The sequence below is a fragment of the Enterococcus sp. AZ091 genome (assembly GCF_051714805.1).
Lineage (GTDB): Bacteria > Bacillota > Bacilli > Lactobacillales > Enterococcaceae > Enterococcus_D > Enterococcus_D gallinarum.
In genome coordinates this window covers 1,728,748-1,753,216 of the sequence record NZ_JBIOSO010000001.1, presented here as the reverse complement: position 1 = coordinate 1,753,216, position 24,469 = coordinate 1,728,748, and the positions used below count along the sequence as shown (strand labels likewise).

General features: G+C 34.8%; 16 protein-coding genes and 1 tRNA gene. 2 read left to right on the top strand and 15 right to left on the bottom strand.

The features are described from left to right. Window positions 1–54 precede the first annotated feature (54 nt). The 12 genes from IGJ28_RS08780 to IGJ28_RS08725 all read right to left on the bottom strand — a co-directional run bounded on the left by IGJ28_RS08780 (window position 55) and on the right by IGJ28_RS08725 (window position 20,563). On the bottom strand, window positions 55–1,587 hold the full coding sequence (locus IGJ28_RS08780) for a tryptophan-rich sensory protein (protein ID WP_113849912.1): 1,533 nt from the start codon (window positions 1,585–1,587) through the stop codon (window positions 55–57). A 36-nt stretch (window positions 1,588–1,623) separates the two neighbouring features. Beyond that, window positions 1,624–2,574 (bottom strand): NAD-dependent epimerase/dehydratase family protein, encoded by a 951-nt coding sequence (locus IGJ28_RS08775; protein WP_252711818.1) that lies wholly within the window; start codon window positions 2,572–2,574, stop codon window positions 1,624–1,626. Window positions 2,575–2,577: 3 nt separating this feature from the next. Beyond that, on the bottom strand, window positions 2,578–6,033 hold the full coding sequence (locus IGJ28_RS08770; RefSeq protein WP_086269264.1) for a CDP-glycerol glycerophosphotransferase family protein: 3,456 nt from the start codon (window positions 6,031–6,033) through the stop codon (window positions 2,578–2,580). A gap of 47 nt (window positions 6,034–6,080) precedes the next feature. Continuing rightward, complete coding sequence (locus tag IGJ28_RS08765; RefSeq protein WP_219645281.1) at window positions 6,081–8,066, bottom strand: CDP-glycerol glycerophosphotransferase family protein; 1,986 nt, start codon at window positions 8,064–8,066, stop codon at window positions 6,081–6,083. 18 nt (window positions 8,067–8,084) lie between these two features. Next, window positions 8,085–11,393 carry a CDP-glycerol glycerophosphotransferase family protein gene (locus IGJ28_RS08760; RefSeq protein ID WP_252711817.1) on the bottom strand — a complete coding sequence of 1,103 codons (3,309 nt, stop codon included), beginning with the start codon at window positions 11,391–11,393 and terminating at the stop codon, window positions 8,085–8,087. A gap of 11 nt (window positions 11,394–11,404) precedes the next feature. Beyond that, complete coding sequence (locus IGJ28_RS08755; protein ID WP_252711816.1) at window positions 11,405–12,592, bottom strand: CDP-glycerol glycerophosphotransferase family protein; 1,188 nt, start codon at window positions 12,590–12,592, stop codon at window positions 11,405–11,407. Further along, window positions 12,573–13,319 carry a WecB/TagA/CpsF family glycosyltransferase gene (locus tag IGJ28_RS08750; protein WP_252711893.1) on the bottom strand — a complete coding sequence of 249 codons (747 nt, stop codon included), beginning with the start codon at window positions 13,317–13,319 and terminating at the stop codon, window positions 12,573–12,575. Before IGJ28_RS08750 ends, IGJ28_RS08755 begins: the two co-directional genes overlap by 20 nt. After that, window positions 13,309–14,466 (bottom strand): CDP-glycerol glycerophosphotransferase family protein, encoded by a 1,158-nt coding sequence (locus tag IGJ28_RS08745; protein ID WP_252711815.1) that lies wholly within the window; start codon window positions 14,464–14,466, stop codon window positions 13,309–13,311. Before IGJ28_RS08745 ends, IGJ28_RS08750 begins: the two co-directional genes overlap by 11 nt. Before the next feature lie 223 nt (window positions 14,467–14,689). After that, window positions 14,690–15,988 carry an asparagine--tRNA ligase gene (asnS, locus tag IGJ28_RS08740; RefSeq protein ID WP_005472233.1) on the bottom strand — a complete coding sequence of 433 codons (1,299 nt, stop codon included), beginning with the start codon at window positions 15,986–15,988 and terminating at the stop codon, window positions 14,690–14,692. Window positions 15,989–16,030: 42 nt separating this feature from the next. Next, complete coding sequence (locus tag IGJ28_RS08735; protein ID WP_034706885.1) at window positions 16,031–17,224, bottom strand: pyridoxal phosphate-dependent aminotransferase; 1,194 nt, start codon at window positions 17,222–17,224, stop codon at window positions 16,031–16,033. A gap of 21 nt (window positions 17,225–17,245) precedes the next feature. Next, entirely contained in the window at window positions 17,246–17,746 is a 501-nt protein-coding gene (locus IGJ28_RS08730; protein ID WP_252711814.1) for a cell wall elongation regulator TseB-like domain-containing protein, read from the bottom strand. 54 nt (window positions 17,747–17,800) lie between these two features. Further along, window positions 17,801–20,563: a helicase C-terminal domain-containing protein gene (locus IGJ28_RS08725; RefSeq protein WP_438845329.1), complete on the bottom strand. Its 2,763-nt coding sequence runs from the start codon at window positions 20,561–20,563 to the stop codon at window positions 17,801–17,803. Between the two features lie 228 nt (window positions 20,564–20,791). Here IGJ28_RS08725 and IGJ28_RS08720 point away from each other — a divergent pair, with 228 nt between their 5' ends. After that, the gene (locus tag IGJ28_RS08720; protein ID WP_003126921.1) at window positions 20,792–21,562 is read left to right on the top strand and encodes an SDR family oxidoreductase; all 771 of its coding nucleotides are present in this window, start codon (window positions 20,792–20,794) and stop codon (window positions 21,560–21,562) included. A gap of 134 nt (window positions 21,563–21,696) precedes the next feature. Here IGJ28_RS08720 and IGJ28_RS08715 read toward each other — a convergent pair whose 3' ends face one another. The 3 genes from IGJ28_RS08715 to IGJ28_RS08705 form a co-directional block, all read right to left on the bottom strand. Next, complete coding sequence (locus IGJ28_RS08715; RefSeq protein WP_005472230.1) at window positions 21,697–22,329, bottom strand: HD domain-containing protein; 633 nt, start codon at window positions 22,327–22,329, stop codon at window positions 21,697–21,699. A 119-nt stretch (window positions 22,330–22,448) separates the two neighbouring features. Continuing rightward, a complete protein-coding gene (locus IGJ28_RS08710; protein WP_003126918.1) occupies window positions 22,449–22,649 on the bottom strand; it encodes a cold-shock protein in 201 nt (66 codons plus the stop codon). Between the two features lie 416 nt (window positions 22,650–23,065). Beyond that, the gene (locus tag IGJ28_RS08705) at window positions 23,066–24,190 is read right to left on the bottom strand and encodes a baeRF6 domain-containing protein (protein WP_138371726.1); all 1,125 of its coding nucleotides are present in this window, start codon (window positions 24,188–24,190) and stop codon (window positions 23,066–23,068) included. A gap of 180 nt (window positions 24,191–24,370) precedes the next feature. On the opposite strand from IGJ28_RS08705, the gene IGJ28_RS08700 reads away from it, so the two are divergent. Then, window positions 24,371–24,442: transfer RNA gene (locus IGJ28_RS08700), tRNA-Arg, on the top strand. The last annotated feature ends 27 nt before the right edge of the window (window positions 24,443–24,469 follow it).

Below are 24,469 nucleotides of genomic sequence, written 5' to 3'. Positions count from 1 at the left end.
CTCTAGTTTAACATTATTGTAAGCTGTATTGATGAAAATCTCACCGATTTTAAGCTACTGTTTTTCAAAAACATAGTAGCTCTTATCGAATGCGTCTACTTTGTGATAATCTTGTTTGATTTTTTCAATTAAAATCTTATTTAGTTTTCTATCGTTTGGATGCTCCTCTAAGAATGAATTTTTTGAAATAACAATAAACTTTGGAGGATTTTTTTGTAAAGAATTTGTAAATTGATTTTTTAACTTTGGAAATTCTTCATAATTCAGCGAAGGAAGCACAAAAAATTTGGAATTAGAGAATCTATTAGAATGTAAGTATATATTTGCATCAATTGCATGAACATAAATTTGTTCATCCTCGTTCGAATGATTTTTTATATATCTGGCAATATCTAATTGTTCCGATTGATATGAAGGCGTTTCTTTTCTATTAACATTATTAATACGTTCACCTACGGTTGGCAAGAATATAGGTAGCATGGAAAAAAGAAATACAAACATAACTATAAGATTTTTCTTCCTACTAAATTTTTTTGAGTAAAATCCCATTGCGATGCACTGTAAAACAATCAGAAAAGGAATTTCCGTGATTCCGTAATGACGATAATTTCTACCAGAGACAACAATCGTAAATAGATTTAAAATCAGTGCTATTAGGATTAAAACAATAACAGACCGCTTCTCCACCTCTATTTCTCTATATTTAATAACAATTTTTGAAAACAAAACTGTAAACCAAATAGGCAGACCATATACTGAAAATAAACCGAAGAAGAAGATAAACGCTGCCACTCGTTCTTTTAGAGATGTTGAAGAGTACTGCATGTTCAATGTGAATGTTTGAAAAATCATTTCCTCAACTGAATTTGTCATTATAGAGAATACAATAATGAGCAAAACAATAGACATTCCACCAAGAAAAATGTAAAAAGCTTTTCTAAAAAGAGAAACAAAACTTTTTTTTATAATTTCTCTTACGGCTATTCCTATGCAAAAGACTACCCAAAGAGAAATCATGTTTAGACGTATAAAAAATACTAAACCACCCATTAGACCTAAAAGAAAGTATTGGTAACTTTTTAATGAATCACCGATTATCTCTTTCAGAAAGTAGTACATTGAGATAGAGATAAAAGTTAATGCATATTCTTCAGAAAGATTTCCACCTTCGTATAATTCAGAAAATAATCCAGAAGAAATCAATATTACAACTCCACATATCAAATGATTTCTTGAAACAAGATAACTTGTTTTGTAAAGAAAAATTAAAGCAATTAATAAAAAAACTGCCTCCACTAAAAATATTCCCAAAAATATATTGCCCAATCCAACAATATTAGCTATATATTGAATAAAAAATAATACTATCCCTTTATGATCAAACATATCTTTATAAGGTATTAATCCTTCCGATATTCCTTTTCCGAAATAAAGAAACATGGAAGAATCATGAGCGTCTATCCTATTTGAAAAAACATTTGAATTCAAAGTTAGTAAAATTAAAACAAATGAAAGAAGTACTAGCATAAAGGAGAATATCTTTTCCGTATTGAGAGATTTCGAACTATTGGACCTTGTCACTTTCATTGAGATTTACTCCATTCCACAACTATTTAACATTTATCAATATTGTATTTCTTCTTTTAAATACTCAGCTATTCCTTCATCTAAACTATAATTAGGTGAAAACCCAATTTTCTTAAGTTTTGATATATCTGCAACCGAATCCTTAATATCACCTTTTCTAGACTCTTCAAACTGAATTATAGGCTTGATATTCATTTCGGATTCATATATACCAAGTACATCGTTAATCGAACTAGGAGCGCCAGTCCCTACATTAAACACTTCTCCTAGTGCTTCTTCTTTTTCTGATACCAATTTTAGAGCTTGCAAAACATCCTCAACATAGACAAAGTCTCTAGTTTGACTCCCATCTCCAAAAATTGTAAACACATCTTTTTCATTATTTCTTATTTTTTTGAAATGATTCGTTATAATAGACAACACTCCTGAGTATGGAGAAGAAGGATTTTGATTTGGACCATAAACATTAAAAAATCGTACAGCACTTGTCGGTAACCCATACAGAGTATTATAAAGTAATACATATTGTTCCGACGAGTATTTGTCAATTGCATACGGAGACAACGGCTTTATTCTCGAAATCTCTGATTTAGGTAAGACTTGATCGTCTCCATAAACAGCCGCAGAAGAAGCAAAAACAAACCTTTTTAGATTTTTCTGGGTCTCTTTTGCTAATTCCAGTAAGTCAAGTGTAGCCTCCATATTAACTTGGTGTGTTTCAAATGGTCTCTCTATCGAATCGGCAACACTTGCAACTGCAGCTAGATGGAAAATATAATCAAACTGATATTCAGCAAATAATTTATTTACAAAATCTCGGTTTCTTACATCTTTTTCAAAGAACGTGATTTTAGGACTGCTATTAAGATTTTCTCTTTTTCCCATCGATAAGTTATCAACGACCACTATTTCATTGTTATTTTTTTCTAAATTATTTACTAATGTTGAGCCTATAAAGCCGGCACCGCCTGTAACAAGATATCTCATTGCTTATACCTCCTCAATTTGTTTATAAAACATCTTGATCGCATTTTTATTATATTCTTGTGCATTGAAAGTAGCTGGTTGGACTTTTTCATTATATGCCTTTATAAGCATATTTTCTATGCCTTCAACGTTATTACTTTGGGCCAAAATTCCTAATCTACCATTTTGTAATACAAATTGTGTAGCCGGTATATTTGTAGCTCCTACTGGAACTCCCAAGGCCATTGCTTCTAGCAAAACCATAGGTTGTCCTTCATATTCCGAAGTTAGAATAAAAAATTGAGCTTCAGATAGTAACTGAAAAGGATTTTTCTCATGCCCCATTAAAAAAACTTTGTCAGCTATATTTAAAGATTTTATTTGATCAATTAGCTCTTGCCTTAAAGGTCCATCACCTAAAATATAAAGTCGAGCATTGTCAACGGAAGTGACAAATCGATTAAAGGCTTCAATTAACTCAGCTTGTCTTTTTTCTGGAGATAGCCGCCCCATGGTAACGATATTAAAATTTTCTTGTTGAGGATACAGCACAAAATTTCCTAATAAATCAACTTTTCCGAAGCTTTTAATCACTTTAATCTTAGACTCTTCCACAAAAATATCTGTATTCGTTTTGAAATATATGCCTAGTGTTGTAATGCACTTCTCTGTTAATAAAACTTCTTTTGTCGTTACTTCAATAGTTTTTTGTTCCTCTAATGAAGAAAACGCATAGTCTGATATTATTTGTGCTTTCAATAATATATTTTCAGTTGAAACAATGTGAAATCCATCAATTATTAATAAATTTTTCTCATTTACCCAACCGATAAACTTATTTCGATCCCAAAGACGATAGTACCAACCGTTCTGATTTTGAATTTTCATAGTATACTTCAAAATTTTTCCGTTGATTATATTGATGTCTTCTTTTTCATAATCCTTTGTTAAGGCGCTTTTCCATGGATCATTACTTGGAAGTGCAATGATTCTAGCAAACCCTTCTTCATAGACAGTTTCAAGAGTTCTGTTATTTAAAGTTCTTAGACGGTTTCTATTCGATAAATGATTCTTCATTTTTCTAAGCATTAAGTTACTGTTGATAGGATTTAGAACAGATTTCTCAATCCAGCCCAAATCCTTAGAATCTATTTGTATGTGAACATATACTTGATCTGTACTCAAATAAGCTTCTTTAGTAACTTTAACAATCAAGTAGCGATAATCCCATATTTTCCCGACTACTCTTGCTTCCTCAATCGTGGGAAGGTCTTTCCATAGGATTCTACGTTTATTTCGTTTTACGTAGCAAAAATAATCGACGTTCTCTATACTCACTATTTCTGGCAACCGTATATTGACATCTTTTGAAGAAGTCCATCCAACAAAAATATTATTAATCAAAATCTTATATCTGATTTCATCTGCGAACTTAACCTGAGCTACTGATCTTAACAAATCAGTCGACTTAATTATCTGACTTTTACTTTCTAAATCAAAAGGAGATTTAAATATTTCTATTGATTCTCTTATATTAACTAAATCTGTATTACTTTCAAGAATATTAATTTCTTCATTCAGCTCTTTGCTTGTTGAAAAAAGTTTTTCCGTATCTAGAGTATTTAATGCGTAAGTAAACTTATCTTTGTCTACAAATTTTGATAATTTAGCCTGATTTACTTCTTGCATAATAGGTGACACAGTGATTAACTTATCAAAATTTTTGTATTGATAAAACAACCTTAATAGGTTCATCTCATGAATGCGTACTCCATTAACTGTACGATTTTTATCTTCTAGCATATCACTATGGAGATAACAAAGTTTTTTATCTGAATCAGCCGCCAAAATGTACTTTGACCAAAAGAAACTATACCCGCTGAAATCGATTGCTACATCAAATTTTTGATTAGAGAAAATTCGAGAAGCCTCTCTCTTGAGCCCATCCCACGGAAGTAAGCTTGAGTTTTTTTCAGATGGCTTTTCATTATACCTTGCTACTAATTTCTGTTCTTTGTTACTTAGCATAGCATATCCTGGCTTGAACAAAAATCTTGCCTCATCAGGAATAGCGTGGATATTAGAAATACTTTCTGAAGAATGAGGATAGCCTGAGAAACAAGTAACATCATATTCTGAATAATCGATATTTTTTAGTAAATTGATTAAACTTGATGTTATTCCATTATTTTTCATTCCTCCCACATAAAACAACAATTTCTTTTTATTATTTCTTGAAACTATGCTTTCACCCAAATTTAGCTCATGTTTATCAAAAATATATGAAATAATTCTGTGTGTTACATTTCCATCCTCGTATTTTAGAAATTCGCTTTTGAGAGCTTCATAATTTTGTCTATATTCTTTCTGCACTCTATCAATACTTTTTATATAATTAATAATTTCGAAAATTGTCGTAGCAACCGGACCAGGTAATTTATCTTCACTAATATATAGCCCTCTATCATTTTCATAAAGATCCTTATCCCAACAATAAAATAGAATTGGTTTATCAGTCAGCATAAAGTCAAAAAATATACTAGAATAGTCTGTCACCAATAGATCAATAGCCACCATTAATTCATTTGGATCATAAGAATCTGGTACTAAAAACCCACGAAACTCATCAATTTCTTTCGCTGCATCATAAATAAACGGATGTACCTTAACAAGTAAGTTATATTCACTTCCAATGTGACTTTGTAAAAACTTAGATTCACTAATTATTTGATTCAACTCAGAAGTAGGGTTATTTACGTCTTTTCCCTTCCAAGTAGGACAATATAGAACTGTTTTTTTGTCAAGGTTAACATTCAATGATAGCTCTTTTAATTTCTTTACTTCTGATTCGAGTGTAGTTTTATGCATTAAGTCAATTCTTGGATAGCCTGCTTCTAAAATCTCACCTTGATACAATCCGTCCAATTTAAAGCTGTTCAAATACATATTAGTTGTATGTCTATTTGGACTAATTAAGTAATTTGAAAAAAGAAAATTTCTGATAACATTTTGCGGACCGGCTGGATTAGAATCTTTGATATCAAATCCCATTTTTTTTAGTGGAGTACCATGCCAAGTATTAATTACTACCTGATCTTTCCTAGGTATAAAAAAAGATTGAAAAGTAGCGTTTGTAATTAAAAATTTACTCTCATAAAGATATTTTACGTATTCTTGTGTGTTTCTCTCCACAAAAAGCACATTTGTTTGTTCTTGATAGAAATCGATTATATTCTCCCAATTATCTACTGCTGGATCAAAGCTCCAAACATGAGTATATTCTTTATATCTTTCATGATTCATCATATATTCAAAGATTGCTTTTGGGGAGTCAACCATATTTTTTCCATCTCTGGATTCATAAAAAATCATTTTTGAGTCTTGTTCGCAAAATTCATAATACTCCGCTGCCCAGGTGGCTAGCTGAAAAGATAAATTATTTTTTTTTCTAACCTTAGCTAATATATTCAATCCAAACACCTTTCTCTTTAAAAACAATTTCTCTCTACAAGTGCAATATTCGGCTACTAAAAGGATTTTTTTTCTTCATGTAAATGTTGCAAATTTTGAAAAACTCTTTGACAAGCTCTTCTATCACGAAATTGGTAAATATCATTTTTAACAATTTTTTTGAATTCTTTTTCCATTTTATAATGTTCAATCTTTTTGAATAATTCATTCAATAGCTCTTCTTCTTTATTGACTATCTTTCCAGGTAAAAAATCTGGCTCTAATGGATCAAAATTTCTCTGTTCAACAAGTTGATTATCAAACTGATAATACAATACTGGTTTATATAAAATTGAGAAATCAAGCCCTACACTTGAATAATCAGTTATTAATATTCCATGATTTTTTAACATGTTTTGGACGGTATGTTCTCCAGCTTCAACAACTTGAACAAATCTAGATTCAAACAAATGATTATACTTCTGAAAATTATTATGCAAGTATAAATTAACAGTCAAATCCCGTTTATTAACTTCATTTTCAAAAAACCAATTATTTATTAACGAATTAAAGGCTTTGAAGAAAGATGTCTTTTTAAATTCTTCATCCGATAAATTCTCCTGCCCCTTTCTCCAAGAAGGCATGATTAAGATCTTTTTTTTATTAATAATAGTTTTGACCTGATTAAAAGGTTCAAGTAAATAATCAAACCTTGGAAGACCAGTTAAGATAATATCTCCCTCAGGATAATACAATTCATCCCTAACTATATTAAATTCTCTTTTTGATGAAACAACAAATTTATTAATTAGTTCGGGATTTGTTTTTTTCCCATACATATATTCTAAATTTCGCACACCTATAATACCATGTTGTAGAAATATATTATAAAAACTCTTTATCTTTCTCTCAATAGTACTTGTCAATACTGGGGCTGCATAATTTGGGGTATGCGTATGAGCGAGATAACTGGCTTGAAAGAGTTTTTCGATATGTTCCTTACTTTTATAAAACAAGACATTGGACATATATTTATTTAATTCCAGTAAATCTTTCGAGTCTTTAGTAATGATATAGTACGGAATAAACTCTTTCTGTTTATCCATCAGATATTTAAAAAACGCCAAACCATTTTCCTGTGCTTTATGTGGATACTCCATAATTAAAATAATATTGTTTTTATCGGATGATTTAGATAACATATGATCGTTTTCAAGGCTCTTCAAGAAAGTGAATTCTTCATTATTTAATATACCAAATCTAGCAGAAACTTTATTTTTTGCATTTTCAAAAAATCTTATCATTATCTTTTTGCTCTCTGAAAAGTTTAGCCATATCTCATTATTCTTTATTGAAGGAATACTTATTTGTGCCATATATGACGTTAAAGGAATAATTTTTGATTGAATAGTAAATCCAAAATCAATAACATCATAATTGTACTGGTCATAATGAATAGTTCCAGTAACTTTTTTTATTGCTTCTACAATATCATAAGTCACAGAGAAACTATTAATAAAGGTACTGTTTTCTCCTTTTCTACTATTTATATACTTGGTTTCTATCGTATGAGTAGCTTGCTTCTGTCTATTGATAGTTACAATATTTAATTTATCGATTGGTATACACTTTGTAACAACTTGAAAATTTAATATCAAGTTCTGTTTTTTTTGCATCCTGATATCAGTTATTTGAGCATTCTGGATGTAACTCTTAGCTGAAGGAAATTGATTCCATATAAATCTTATTTTGTTGTCTAAAGTGAGGTATATATAAATTTCAGTATTATAAATTTTCATTTTTGGAGAATTTATAAATGAAATATCAAAATCATCTACTGAAATTTGCTCCTTTTTTATTCCGTAATAAATAAAAACCCTATCCTCTTGTTTTTCTTTCATCAAACTAGCAATATCTTTACCTGTGATTTTCCAAGTAAAATCGTCTACTTTTATGAATCTAATCTCATTTTTTCCTTTTGCAATAACTAGTTTAACAAAATTAAACGTTCTAGAGATAAAATAGCATTCGTCTTTTTCTGTTCTTATTTCAATTTTATGCATAATAGTACTCACCTAACTTTATCCATCAATTTCCATATAAAAATTTGTAATTGCCTTCGTATTGTAATCATTAGGATCAAATTTTATTATCTGTTCTATCATTGGTATTTCTCTTTGTATAGCTTGTGCAATATCCTCTGCAGAAAATCCTTCAATGTAGGTCGTAGAATACTCTCCCAAAACTGAAACATTTGCAGGGATATTTGTAGCTAGAACAGGAAGTTTTAACGTTAAAGCCTCTAATAAGACCATAGGTTGCCCTTCATAGATTGAAGGAAAAACAAACAAATCACATTGTTTCATAATCGAAAAAGGATCTTCTTGATGTCCTAACAGAAAGACATGTTCTTCAAGCTCAAGTTTTTTGATTAGCTGCTTCATCTCAAGTTTTAAAGGACCTTCTCCTAAAATATACAAACGTACATTTTTTTGATCTTCAATAATTTGCTTGATAGCCTTGATTAAATTGATTTGATTTTTTTCTGGTGATAATCTGCCCATATTAACTAAATTGATAGAGTCAGATGAGATGGTAGGACCGCTTATCCACTTCTGATTCTTGGCTCTTTCATCAATTAAGTTACTTTGAATTTCCATTGAGTTGACTCTTGCTTCCTCAATGTTTTTTGCTTCAATCCATATTTTATTTCCTTCTGCTGAATTAGTACAATAGTAATCCTTCTGATTAATTGTTGCTTTTTTTGTAAATAAAGCTACATCGTCTTTTTCAAACATAATGGCTACTTGTTCGCTTCCAGCAATTGGCTCTGGTTCAGTCCATCCAATTGTTGTTTTATTTTTGAATTGACCTTGAATAAATATAGACTGAAACTTATCTAACACAATTGTTTTTTCTTTGACATTTTTATTCAAAAAATAATTTATTAAAGCCCTTAGATGAAACGTTTGATGAAAATTTGAAAGACAATTTTTGTTAATCCAGCCGATTTCTCCATTGCTGTTTTCAATGTAGCAGTAGCTGGTGTCATTAATTTTCTGCTCTTTACTAATATAAGCATACGTATTATTTAAATATTTAAGTGGTGAGCGAATACTATTCAAATCACTCATTGAATAATAAATCATTTCATCATTGCTGCAGTTAATTGTAGCAATCATTGAGCGGTTTTCTATTATTGTTTCTTCCTTTTGGATACCTTTGTTAGAAGCCTGAATAAATCTTTTTTCAATCCAACCTGTATAAATGCCATTAACTGTAATTTTTGCATACTCTTTCATATTATAAAAAGTTGATGCAAGTACATAAATTTCGTCATCTTCTGTAATTGTTTTGGAAAAATATACTCCTTTTTCCAGCAGTGATAGGCTTGTATATACTTGATAGGTTTTAGCGGCAATGATGTTTCCTGTAAATCTAAAATTAGATATTTCTTGATTATTGGCGTTTGGATTACTACTATCTACAGATCCACTTGTCATGATCTTAGATATATCAATTGTATTTGTCGTGTAACCAATTTGTCCATCCGTAATAAATTCTTTTAAATTCTTTCTGTTAATTTCCATGGTCTCTTTTGAAACACTAAGAATACGATCGAACAAGTAATAAATGGAAAAGACTGCAGGTAGATTTTTTTTATGCGGAGCCTTTCCATTAATGATTTTTTTTGAATCACTTAATAAATCATTATGTTGAAAAATAATTCTCTTATTACTGTTCATGAATGCAATCAATTTTGCCCAGAAAAAGCTATACCCACTAAAATCAATTGCAACATCAAACGCAATATTTCCTACAATCCTCGCAGCCTCTCTTTTATAAGCTTTCTCTGGTAGCAAGAAGCGCCACCCTTTCTTCAATGAAAAGAGCTGAATAAAATAATCTCTGATTAATTCATTTCTAGTAAAAAGTGAATTTCCTGGACGAAATAGCATTCGAACATTTTTATTGATCTTATTTAAGTTTTTTATTTCTTCACTGGAAATAGGTTTATTCAGAATAATAGAAATATCATACTTGCTATAATCTATATTGTTACTTAGATTAATAAAACTTGTTGTGATTCCATTATTTTTCATGCCACCAGGATAAATAATAAGTTTTTTCAGATCATTTCTAAGAAGTATCTCCTTAATTTTTTCTGATTTCCTTTTTTTGAAAATCCTTTCAACATAACGCTTAGTTACATTACCATCTTGGTAATTGCAAATTTTCTCTTTCATTAAACGATAATTTTGTCTATATTGATCCACAAAAATATCTTTTTTTTCTATCAGGTCAATAAGCTCATCGATTGTCTCAGCAACAGGTCCGGGTAATACACTTTCTGGGAGATACATTCCTCTATCCGCTTCATACAAATCTCTGTCCCAAACATAAAAAATAATAGGTTTGTCTGTAACCAAAAAATCAAAAAAGATGCTAGAGTAGTCAGTGATCAATAAATCAACAATTGATAATACCTCATTTGGATCCAAACTATCTGGAATCAAAATATGTTTGATTCGCTCATTTCTGCTTAATGTCTTGTAAATATAAGGATGTACCTTGACCAATACATTATATTTTCCCTTAAAATAGTCTTTTAAAAGATAGGTTTCTCTTATAATTTGTTCTTCATCATTTGAGGGATTTAATATAGAAGATCCTTTCCATGTTGGCGTATATAAAATAGTTGGCAAATTATCATCAAAAACGAGGTTTAACTCATCTAATTCTTCTTTGATGACTTCTCGTTGAATAGAATTAGTGCAATCTATTCGAGGGTAGCCTCCTTCTAAAATCACTCCAGGAAAAATTCCGTCTAATCGATAGCTTTTTGAAAAAATTTCAGTTGTGTGAGCATTCGGCGATAGAATATAATCAGCCATTAAAAAATTTCTTACAACATTTTGCGAATGAGCAGGATTTCCTGGGATATCAAATCCCATATATTTTAAAGGTGTCCCATGCCAAGTATTTATGTAAATTTGCTCTTTTTTCTTAACAAAGAAAGATTGAAAAGTAGCATTGTTCACTAAATATTCTGCAGACGCAAGCCATTTCAAATATTCTTTTGAGTTTCTCACTACAAAATCAACATTCTTATAAGAAGCTTTTATTTTATTAACAGTAGGATAATCTAAATCATTGATTACCCACACATGGTGATAATGAGCGAAGTCGGGATCATTCACTAAATACTTAAAAATTGCAAAAGGAGAGTCTACAATTGATTGACCATCCCTGACTTCATATAGTATCGTATTTTTCTTTATATCGATTGTACTTAATTTTGCATAAAACGACGCTATACTACCATTTTTTGAAACAAAACTGTTTAATACTTTGTTAATCAGCAACTTAATATTCCCTACTGCACTCATATAGTATCCCCTTAATTACTTGCCTTGATCAATTCTGCCACTTTTAGAGAAGCTTCTCCATTTTCCCAAGAGCAAAATTTATTATAAAATTCTAGATATTTTTTATCATTGAGATTTTTTTTACTGGTTTCTGTATAAAAGTTTTTTATCGCATTATAGAATGATGTTTCATCTTTACAAATTGGTCCAGGTAAACTATCATAATCAAAATAAAATCCACGAACCTCATTCTCATAATGAACCAAATCATAGGCATAAAATATCATTGGTTTCTTTAATATCGCAAAGTCAAACATAACTGATGAATAATCTGTTATTAAGCAATCAGCAATCAGAAACAAATCATTTATATCCTCATCAACACAGACCCTAACTTGATTTTCATACCCATCTATATCTATTGAATCTTTTACTAAATAATGCGGTCTGATAATTAGCAAATCTTCTTTATCAAGAAGTTGTATCATTTTTTCTAATTTGAAAGGCATGTTAAACTTGTAATTCCCCTGGGAAATAAAATAATCATCTCGCCAAGTTGGTGCATATAGAAAAACGTTGCCTCGTTTTTCTCCTAGGAGTTCTTTTTTCAGTTGGTTGACTATAAACTCATTATTTGCTTGCACCAAACGATCGTTCCTAGGATATCCGATATCTAAAAAATTATTTTCGAAAGCAAATGCATGTTTAAATATCTCTTTTGAGTATTCATTAGGTGCGACTAAATAATCCCAACGCTTACTTTCTTTGATAAAGCTATCTTGATAGGATTTAGTATTTGTACCAGGCATGACAACATTTTTGATATCTAATCCTAATTTTTTCAAAGGGGTCCCATGCCATGTTTGAAAATAGACTGTTTGCTTATTTTTTTTAAACCAGTTTGACATTCGTGCATTAAAAATCCAAAAACCCGCCCTTGAAGCTACCCATAACCATTTCATTGAATAGCGAGAAAGATAATTCATTTCTGGATACATAGCTTTTGCTTCTAATAGATTTGCTTTTTTTATTCCCCAATAAAGATTCCAGTTTGCAAACTCTTCGTCTTGAACCATAGCATTATAAATCGCTAAAGGATTATCTGAAGGGATATTCCCGTTAAAACTTTCAAATAAAACTATTTTTTTATTTACTGGAAAGATTGCTGTGACTATATTGAATAACGTTCGATAAATAAAACTAATAATTTGTTTTATCATTTCTATGCACCATCTTCCAATAAATACTTTTCGCCATAAATACTGGCAACTGTAGAATTCTTCCAATCCTCTTTGGATTGCTCAAAGAACGGTACAACCATTCTAAATGACAATTAATAAAAAAAGCAGGAGCTCTTTTTACGTGACCGCTTAAAACATCAAAACTCCCCCCAACATCTTGAAAAACTGATGCCTCAAGCGCATTTGTATTTTTAGCCAACCATTTCTCTTGCCGAGGAAACCCCAACGCTACAAAAAGAAAATCAGGTTGAGCAGCATTTATTTGATCAACTAAGATTCCATCGTCCATCTTAGTATATCCGTCCACTGCGCCTGCAACAATCAGGTCTGGGTATCGCTGATTGATGTTCTTAACTGCATCAGAAAGGACTTCTGGCTTTGCTCCATAAAAAAAAGCACTTTTCTTATGAATATTTGCGTAATCCAATAATTTCAACATTAAATCGTAACCAGTGACTCTTTCTTTGATTTTTCCACCAGTTAATTTCGAAACAAAGACTACGCCAATCCCGTCAGGTATGCGATGTGTACTATGATTGATAAATCGCACGATTTCAGGAAATTTATTGCTTTCAGTGATGATTTGCGGGTTTACACTTACAATAGTCATTTTACGACTACTATTGATATAATTTGGTAAATCATTGATTACATCCTCATAGGTAATTTGATCCACAAAAATTCCCATTATCTCTTCAGTTTTCATATTGTTCATCAATCCATTCAAATAAATAGTTCATTGCATTTCCAGAAACAAACGTATTCCACTTCGCATTAAAATCCACTAAGTCCTGTTTTTCGGAGGACATTATTTCTTCAAATAATCCAGCTGGCGTTTTCACGATTGAAGAATCCAGAGTATCTTTGAAGGCCTCTTGTATCCCCACAAGATCATCATATAATTCATAGTCATAACAAAAATAAATTATTTTTCCATTTGGATTCGCTAAAGAAAATTCAAATGGAACTGAGGAATAATCCGTGATCAGACAATCTGCAACAATAAGTAAATTTTTTAGGTCATGTTGCATTTCATCAATAAAATAAGATGGATATTTCTTAGCCAAGCTTTTTAATTTTTTATCATGGGGATGGGCATGGATATAGAATACCCATTCATCACCAATTTGTTCTTCAATTTGCTCGAAGTCCAGCGGAAGCTCATAGTCGTTTTCTCTATAGGTTGGAACATAGAGAGCAATTTTTTTATTAGTCCCTTTTGATAAAATATTCTTTTCTTTAAGAATGTTTTTTTCGTTCCGATTGAAATAATAATCCGTCATGGGATAACCGAATTTTAAAAAGATAGGATCGATATTGTAACTTTCAGCAAAAATTTCAGCCATTGTCGGAGAACTTACTACAAAATGCGTAAACGTATCATATACTTTTTGATAACGTTGTTGATCCTTAGCAGTTGCTTTCTTAGCATATTGGGCTTGCAAACCAAATTTTTTGATTGCCCCATTTGCATGCCATATTTGAACAACTTTTGTTTGTTCATCAAAAAACATCCCCCCCAGAAAGGCGAAATAATTATCACATATAATCATTTGCGACGCTTTAATAATCGGGATGATTCTAGTACACAAGATATAAAATGACTGCAGAGGATAGCAGTCGATTCTTTCTTGATTAAATCGTTTAATCGTTTCTTGCGCATTGCTGGTATAACAAATAACCAAACGATTACCGTATCTTTCAACTAAAGCATCCAAAACATAGGTACTTGTGGATGGAAAACTTAACAAAAAGACGATTTTATTGTTTTTAGGACGTCTCCTTAGTGAAAAAAGTTTAACTAAGGACAAGTAAACGATTTTTGAAAACGAAATTGCAATTTGTTTAATCATAAATAACCTCTATTTATTTACATTAGTTCTTATTTTACCTGATAATAAGCAAAAAGAAAATAAATGTAACAAAACCGTTATATTTCAATAAAAGTTACACCTTCCGGCATATGGTGATCTTTTGATAAATCCAAAAACTCGCACCTTCATTCCCCTAAGATTCCTTGCTTCCTTTTACCAAAAAAAGCCAGCTTCCTACCCAGAAGCTGGCTTTTAATATCCCCTATGGATAAATACGATTCAATAAGCGTGGGAATGGAATGGCTTCACGCACGTGTTCGATACCTGATAGCCATGTAACGGTCCGTTCAAGACCTAGACCAAAACCGGTATGTGGAACTGAGCCATACTTGCGAAGATCTAAATACCAAGAGTATTCATTTTCATCTAATCCGTGGTTACGGATTTGTTCTAGCAAGAATTCATAATCTGTAGCCCGTTCTGAGCCACCGATGATCTCCCCATAGCCTTCTGGTGCAATCATATCTGCACAGATCACGACATCATCTCTTGTTGGATGTGGTTTCATATAGAAAGGTTTGATGGCTTTTGGATAGTTAAGAATAAAGACTGGTTGATCAAATGAGTTTGCAATAAATGTTTCGTGTGGCGAACCAAAATCGTCACCCCATTGAATGTCCTCAAAGCCATTTTTTTGCAATAGTTCTACGGCATCATCATAAGAAATACGAGGGAATGGTAATTTCGTATACTTTTCAAGAATGGCACGATCTCTGCCTAAAACATCTAATGCATAATCACAGTTGTCCAAAACGCTTTGTACAAGGAAAGCAACGTATTGTTCTTGTACTTCCAAGCTTTCTTCTTGATGCATGAAAGCCATTTCCGGTTCGATCATCCAGAATTCGATTAGATGACGACGCGTTTTAGACTTTTCTGCACGGAAAGTCGGTCCGAATGAAAAGACTTTACCAAATGCCATCGCTGCAGCTTCCATATATAATTGACCAGATTGAGATAGATATGCTTTTTGATCAAAATAGTTGGTTTCAAAAAGATCCGTTGTTCCTTCCGGTGCAGACCCTGTCAAAATTGGTGGATCAATTTTGATAAAGCCATTATTATTGAAAAATTCATAGGTAGCACGAATCACTTCGTTACGGATCTGCATGATGGCATGTTGTTTTGAAGAACGTAGCCATAAATGGCGATGATCCATCAAGAAGTCGGTGCCGTGCTCTTTAGGGGTGATTGGGTATTCATGGCTTTCGCCCACTACTTCAATACCGCTGATACCGATTTCGTAGCCAAATTTCGAACGGCTATCTTCACGAATCTCACCAGTTACTAGAACTGCCGTTTCTTGATTTAAGTTTTTGGCAAGCTGAAAGACTTCTTCGCCCACTTCAGTTTTTACCACGATACCTTGAAAATATGCGGTACCGTCACGTAATTGCAGAAAGGCAATTTTTCCACTTGATCGTTTGTTTGCGACCCAAGCACCAATCTGTACTGTTTCGCCAACATGTTTTTTTGCATCTAAAATTTGAATAGATTCCACACGTTTCTCTCCAATCTGATAATAAGGGTTCCATAAAGCATTTTAAGCTTTTCGGCTTTTCTTTTCAACAAAATCCTGCAAACGTTTTGCGGCTTCTTCCAAGGTTGCCCAATCGGTTGCATAGCTGATCCGTAAATTGTCTGGTGCACCAAACCCAGCACCAGTAACGACTGCTACTCCGGTCTCTTCCAGAATTGCTTCCACAAAATTATTGATGTCTTCATATCCGCACATATTCATTGCTTCCCTGACGTTTGGGAAAAGGTAAAAAGCGCCTTGCGGTTTTACTAATTGAAAACCTGGAATGGCTGCAACAATCGGATAGATTTTATTTAATCGGTCTTCGAATTGCTGACGCATGATTTCAATGGAGTCTTGATTCCCTGACAGTGCTTCAACAGCAGCATATTGACTGACAGCTGTAGGATTGCTAGTTGCTTGAGAAGCAATATCCGTCATCGCTTGAATGATTGTCTGATCGCCAACGGCAAATCCAATCCGCCAACCAGTCATGGCATATGTTTTTGAGACACCATTAATGATGATCGTTTGCTTACGAATAGCCTCAGACAAGCTAGCAATCGGCGTAAAGGAGTGCCCATTGTAAATCAGACGACCATAGATATCATCAGAAACAATCAAAATATGATGTTCAACTGCCCACTCTCCAATAGCCTGTAGTTCTTCTTTCGAATAAATTGCTCCCGTTGGATTGGAAGGCGAATTCAAAATAATGGCTTTAGTCTTGGCTGTTCTAACAGCTTCTAGTTGAGAAACCGTTACTTTAAATTGCTCGGTTTCCGCAGCATAGACGAAGACTGGTTGCCCTCCTGCTAGTTTCACTTGCTCTGCATAGCTGACCCAATATGGCACAGGAATAATCACCTCATCTGCTGGATCGATCACTGCTTGAAACAACGCATAAAGCGCAAATTTAGCGCCATCTGTTACGATCACTTGGTTGGTGTCATACGTTACGCCATAAAACTCCTGCAGATAGCGTAGGATGGCTTCTTTTAGCTCAGGGATCCCAGCTGTCGGGGTATAAAAACTTGCCTTCCCATTTTCAATGGCTTGGATAGCGGCTTGACGAATATTCTCAGGAGTAATAAAGTCGGGTTCTCCTACCGTCAAACTCAATACGTCAACGCCTTGCGCTTTTAACGCCTTAGCCTTGGCAGCTGCAGCTAATGTAACTGAGGGCTCTACTTGATACGCTCGTTTGGAGAGTGTCATGTCAACCATCCTTTCTCTAAATCAAATATTATTGATGGCATTGATTTCCTTGCCGTCTTTAAAACCTAGCAAATAATAATGAAGTTCACCAGAAGCATCTTTCGTCATGATTTCCCAAGCAGCTTGCTCTTTAAACAATCCTAAAGTAGCTTTCTGGATCGTTTCTTCTGGATGCTTTTCGGCAACCAATTGACGAGCGGCTTCTTCCGTTAGACCATCTGATTGTTTAAAAACTGACACTTTTTCACCGCTTTTAGGAATAATGACGACGATTTTATTTTCTTTATCATCTGTACCAACTAAACTAAAAGAAGAGGCTTGACGATTAAACCAATAAAATTGATCGACCTCTTTCAAATCCGTATACTTTTGAGCAATTTCGATTGCTTCATTGCGTGCCTGTCGCATCGGACGAGTCGAACGGATGTAGAAAATCGATGAGAATATGATAACGATCAATAAAAAAACGATCTCACCCAGTAAAATCATCACACGGCGTTGTTCTTTGTCTTTCGTTTTCACTCGTTATCCTCCATAAAAATAATATGCTCTATTATAGCAGATTTCAGCTATCTTTTAAGAAAAATGTTTTTTTGGTGTTTCTTCTGCTCCAGAATCAAAAAACGCCCGTATGTCCTCGGTCATTTCTTGTGGTGTAGCTTCTTTGACCGGCAGATTTTTTGGCAAACCTTTAAGTATTCGCTTGCCATACTTCGTAGAAAGAATCCGACGATCAAGAACCACCATTACTCCTTGATCATTTTCCGACCGAACCAGACGTCCCAACGCCTGACGCATTCGGATAATTGCTTTTGGCAATGCATCTTCCTTGAAAGGATCAATGCCTTCCGATGCTAAAAAAGCATGACGTGCTTGAACAAGCGGTCGTTTGGGGTTCTCAAATGGTAAGCGCGTCACAACCGCGATTTTGAGCGCTTGACCGGGTAAATCTATGCCTTCCCAAAAACTATCTGTTCCAAAAAGAATCCCATTTTCCGCCAGTAAAAAGCGCTTGATGATTTTCTCGCGACTACCGCCAGTCCCTTGTGCTACAAGTTCTCGTCCTTGTTCCAAGGCTTTTTTATGCAGTTTTTCATAGACCCGTTTCAATGTTTCATGAGCAGTGAATAATACAAGTGTTGGCTGCAAATTTTCAAATAGCAACGGTGTTAATGCATCGGCCAAATATTGCGCGTATTCTTCATTCGTTGCTTGCTGAATCGAGATTCCTTGTTTGACAATAAACAGGCGTGCTTGCTTTTCATAATCATAAAATGCCGGAATCGTTTTGACCGTCACTTCAGGAATGCCTAATCGGTGAGCAAAGTAAGATTTGTTACCAGGAATTTTCAATGTACCGCCTAAATAAAGAATATGTTTGTACCTTGAATACCATTTGCTTTCGATAATTTGATTTCCCTGCAGGTCTGCCACTTCAATAATCGCTGCAGCAGTCCCTGCTTTTTTCTTGATCCAATGGACATACCGAGGTCGCCAATTCATCAGCCACGATTGAACCGTCGCTGCCTGTACCTCCATATCATGGAAATAATCGAACAAGCGGGCAATCAGGATGCGCTCCCGAGCCAATCGCCGTTCTTCTGTCGCCATGAAGGTTGTCTGCAATCGCTGTTGGATTTCTAAAATTTCTTTATAATACAAATGAATTTTTTGATGGAGACGATCTTGCTGCAAGCTGCCATCGTAAAGATCCTTGCGTTGGACAAGTGTCAGTTCTTCCCCATCGATCATGAGTGTTTCAAAATAGGCTTCTAGCGTATCGATAATCAATTTGATGGCATCGATATACAATGAAAATAAATGGGAAAGATCGAATTCTTCAGCGACGAGTTGCTTGATCTCTTCAAACAAACCTTCTTCATTCATTTGCAAAAATTGTCGTTTGAACTGTTGGGAATCAAAGGAATTTTGCGAATATCTTTCGGCAATCTCCGGCAAATGCTGGACTTCATCGATCAGCAGAAAGTCACTCGTTGGCAGTAGTGGATACTGTCGCCGATTTTCCTGCATCAAAAATGCATGGTTGACAATCAGCACATTGCTTTGTGTCATCTTATTATAGAGATGGCGCACAAAATCCTGCTCATAAAAAGCTTGATTCTTTGCCAAAAAATCCACCCCTCGATGACGGATTTCCAAAAACAGCGGATGATCAAGACGCACAAGATTCAATTCATCAAAATCTCCGGTCTCAGTTTTGGTCAGCCAAACTAAAAGTCCCATCTGGTACTGGGCATACTGTTTTTGTTCAAGCGGTTGTTCTAATGTTGCTTTGAACCGCTGGAGATCAATGTAGTGTTGATGGCTTTTCACAACAGTTGCCTGCAACGGTTGTTCCAGTACTTGATTGACTAATGGGATGTCTTTAGCCAATATCTGATTCTGTAGCAAAATCGACGTGGTACTGACGATTAATGGATTTTTTGGAGTAGCTAAGTAGCTTGCAGGAAATAAGTACCCGATGGTTTTTCCCATGCCGTTTTCTGCCTCAATGATCAGATTTTTTTCTTCATGAGAAAAGTGATCATAAACAGCATTCATCAACCGCGCTTGTTGTTTTCGATAACTGAGGCGACCATCAAAACATTTGATCTTATCCGCTTTAACTTTAGGATACTCTCCTTGAAAATAGCTTGATTCAAACAATGGCACACTCTTTTTTCGCAGAACCAATCCATCGATTTCTTCCAAATGTTCAGGAAGCGGCTCTTCGGTACGTTCACTGACGATCCGCTGAATATATTGACTGGTCTGCATCCCCATTTGACCGCTCAACTGGGCGATTTGCTTTAAAGTCACCCATGGCAGTTCACGCATGATCGATTCGATGTACAGCAATAATGCCGCGGTCACTTCCGCATCGCTATCCGCCTGATGTGGATTCTCATGAACAAATCCGATACTTTCAGCCAGATCTCCCAAACGAAAGCTGCTTTCTGTCGGCAAAAAAACTTGCGCCAATTCCACGGTATCGATTCCTGGAATCTCAAGGGGCGGCATCCCGCATCGGATTAATTCTTGACTTAAGAAATGATAGTCAAAATAAATATTATGAGCCACAAAGACTGTTTGTGTTAACAAATTATAAATCGTATGAGCAACATCTTCGAAATACGGTGCTCGTTTCACTTGTTGATTGGTAATATGAGTCAAATTCTGGATCTGCTTTGATATTCTTCGATCCGGATTGATATCTGTCGCAAATCGATTAATGACCTGACCATCTTGGATCAAAACACAGCCAAATTGGATGATTCGATCAATGGCAGGATCAGTCCCCGTTGTTTCAAGGTCGACCACAGCGTATATGGGTTTCATTTCGCTTCCTCCTTACGCACTTCTTGCATTATACTACAAAATCTTTGCCTCTTACATCTGTTTTAGCCAATAACGAGAAAATCAAATTTTGAGATCAATCAGACGAGAAGCTTGATTTTAGGACTAAAGTCCTCATACGTTCATCCTATCAAAAATCAATGGACCATCCGTATCTTTCGACAAAGGTCAGGAACTTTTTTATAATTTAATTAAGAAGGAGGCGTTTAAATGAAACGGTTTGAAAATAAAAGGGTTATCGTGACGGGTGCAGCATCCGGCATTGGCAAAGCAGTTGCCCAGCAATTTCTGGATCAAGGAGCAGTCGTTGGTCTATTAGACATTGATGAAACAGAATTGAAGGCATTTGTAGAAGCTACTGAAGGTCAATCGATTTATCGTGTGGTTGATGTATCAAAAGGAGAAGAGCTCTTACAGGCAGTCACAGCGTTGGCACAAGAGTTGGGTGGTGTCGATATTCTCCACGTTAATGCAGGGATCAATGGAACCTGGACCCCTATCGAAGAGCTTTCACTAGATGATTGGGATACGACCATTACAACGAATCTTCGCAGTACTTTTGTCACAGTTAAAGCAGCAATTCCGTTTTTAAAAATCAACGGCGGCAGTATCGTGATCACAAGTTCGGTCAACGGCAACCGAATTTTCAAAAATTTCGGTGCCAGTGCCTACAGCACATCTAAGGCTGGTCAAGTTGCTTTCATGAAAATGGCGGCACTCGAGCTTTCCGGCTACAACATCCGAGTCAATGCGATTTGTCCAGGAGCGATTTCAACAAATATTGATGAGAATACGGCTATCGAAGAGGCTGTTGAAAAAATCAAAATCCCAATCGTCTTTCCGGAACGGGAACGTCCTTTGCGTCAGGAGACTGGTATTCCGGAACAAGTAGCTAACCTCGTGCTGTTTCTTTCCTCTGAAGATGCAGGAAACATTTCGGGTACAGAAGTCTATGTTGATGGAGCAGAATCATTGTTATAATAAAAATAGCCTGTGAAACAAGGCTTCAAAAACATACAACATACTAAGAGCAGAGGAGGAACTTATCGACGGATGAGTTTCTCCTCTGCTCTTAGTATGTTTTTTTCATAGGTAAACTTGTTTCACAGTCCATTTCAATTTTTGATTAGGTTTGCGATTTCTTCTAGAAAATTTTCTTTTCCATAGAAATCTGCATTCAATAGTTCTGGAAAGACCGCTTCAAAGAAGTAAGACACACTAGGACGGTGATTAAAATTTTTGACCGTCATTACTGCTTCGCGAAACATTTCTTTGTAGACTTTATCTGGATTGCTTTTTGAAATTTCTTCAAAAGATTCATAAAGCAAATCAATTTTATCTGCGATCGCCAACAATTGGCCTTCCAGGGAATCATCTTTACCATCCGCTAATCTACGACGATAAATCGGCTGAAATGATTCTGGAATCTCTTCTTCGATGAATGTATCTGTCATCTTTTCTTCTACTGTCGAAAGCATTTGCCGCAATTCTTTATTTGCATATTTGACAGGCGTTTTGATGTCTCCAATGAATCGTTCAGTATAATCATGATTTAATGCTTTTTCATAGAGAATCTGCCAATCGATCGTATTTCCCGCCTGCTCTTCAATATCAGCCAATGTCTGGGCAATCATTGCGACTCGAAAAGAATGCGCCGCGACGCTATGTTCTGTAAACTTAAAGAACCCCGGCGCCCGTTGAATCTTTTCCAAATTCGCCAGTCCCAAAATAAATTCATTCAGTCCCATCCTGAGTCCCCCTTTTTTCAAGTATAACAAATACAGAAAATGCAAACAAATTTAGACTCTACCTTCTTTTGAATGAAAGCACAAAAAAAGAGCAGCTAAGCTGCTCTGATAGGCAATAATTAAGCTTTGTTTACGTTAGTAGCTTGTGGTCCACGTTGTCCGTCTTCGATATCGAAAGTAACAGCTTGACCTTCTTCTAAAGTTTTGAAGCCTTCACCTTGGATAGCTGAAAAGTGAACGAATACGTCGTTTCCGTTTTCTGCAGTGATGAAACCAAAACCTTTGTCTGAGTTAAACCATTTTACTGTACCTGTTTCCATAATAAAAATCCTCCTTGTGTTAAAACACATATTTTGCAATTACTTGTATATGGTGAAAATGTGGGAGATGTTTTAAAATGAAACAAGCTACCATAAATTACCGTAACAAAAACTACACTTCGTATTATAGCACAGTTTTTGCTTCTTGACTATCGCAAACTTAAAAAAAATGAAAACGCAATTATTTCTTAACTTTCTCCACAAAGAAGGCACTTTTTTAGAGAAAAAGCCTGTGACATATGTTCTACAACAAAGGGACTAATCCGAAAAATTCTACGATTGCTCCTACAGTTTGTAAGTTCTAGTAGCAACTATACAAGGGATACGCAATCCTGGTAAATCGTTCAGATTATTCTTCTTGTTGTTTATGTCACAGGCTAATTTATTCAACTGGTGCTTTACGGATATTTAGGAAACTAGTACCGCAAGATCGCAGTCAAACTTTTCTCATCCGGCGCATCTTTTTGCTCCAATATAGAGACTTCTCCACTGTTTTCCAACACATTTTTGGCCAATGTATTCAGCACTTGCCGACGATCATACTCAGTATCCGGGTCTTCTCCGAAGCCATCCACTAAATTTGAAGTGGCGATAAAGAGCTGCGCGATCCGTCCTTCTTTCGCTGCTGGTACAATGTCCACTAATTGATCCATAAATTTGCGGTCAAGCAGTTTGTTGTAAGAAGCTACTTCATTCTGCATCAGATCGTCCATCAATTTTTGCGCACACTCGGCAATTTGTTGTGGGGATAATGAAGCAGGCGATGACGCAATACAAGCATCTTTTTTGAAGTAACTTGTTTTTGCAATCTTCTTAAATAATGTTTGATTTTCAGGGAGTGCAAAAAGATAAAGCGGTAAATTTTCCTCATTTGGAAATTCATTTTTAAAATAATTGTCTACAGCTTGGTAGTAATTGACATGATCGATCTCAACCTCTTCGTCTTTAGCACTGAAGCCGTGGTAGGCAACGCCTTCACCAGAACTGTTTGGTGCACCTTGTGCACTGTAATTGAAATCTCCACCACCGCTGATTTCTTCACCAAGAGCAGTCTCAATGTCAACAGGAGCGTCTTCAGGCAATGCCACTTCAGTGACTTGCTTGTTTTCAACATGGTATACTTTCATGGAATCCCGATTCAATGCAAGTAAATAAAAGGCATAATTGAATTGGGCATTTTTGATGATCGCCAACAGGTAAGGTGTATCTCCGACATAGTATTGATCATCCACGGGAATACTCAAGCGATGGATCAATGTTTCTTCTGCTGTTAAGATCACTGCCACACTTTTGGTGCTGCTGCGCCAAAATGCCTGGTCAGCAAGCAGAGTCTCAATTTTTTCCTGGAATTTGTTCCATGAGTGGTCGGGATATCTCTTCTCAAATCGGCGTTTTGCTTCTTTAGCAAAATTTTTGAATTTGATTTGATCTTTCTCAACATTTTGGTGACCTACGTGAGTATTTAGCATGATCGTGACAAATGGTCCATTGATTCCGTCAGTTGTTAATTGCGACAAAAAAGCTTTCCCAAATTTTACCATTCAACATTACCTCCTACTTGATCGGTTACACCTAAAGTGTACCATGCCTATTTTTATCCATAAAGCAAAACGATTGCATAAATCGGGTTTCTATTCCTCATCTTCCCTTATCCCGCAACAAAAATAACTATGACTTAGGGTTGCAGGAAGATGAATTTACAGGTAAAATGGGATTGTTGTGTTCCCTTAGTTAAATGGATATAACAAGTCCCTCCTAAGGATTAGTTGCTGGTTCGATTCCGGCAGGGAACGTTGAAAGAACCTGTTAAACTCTTGCTG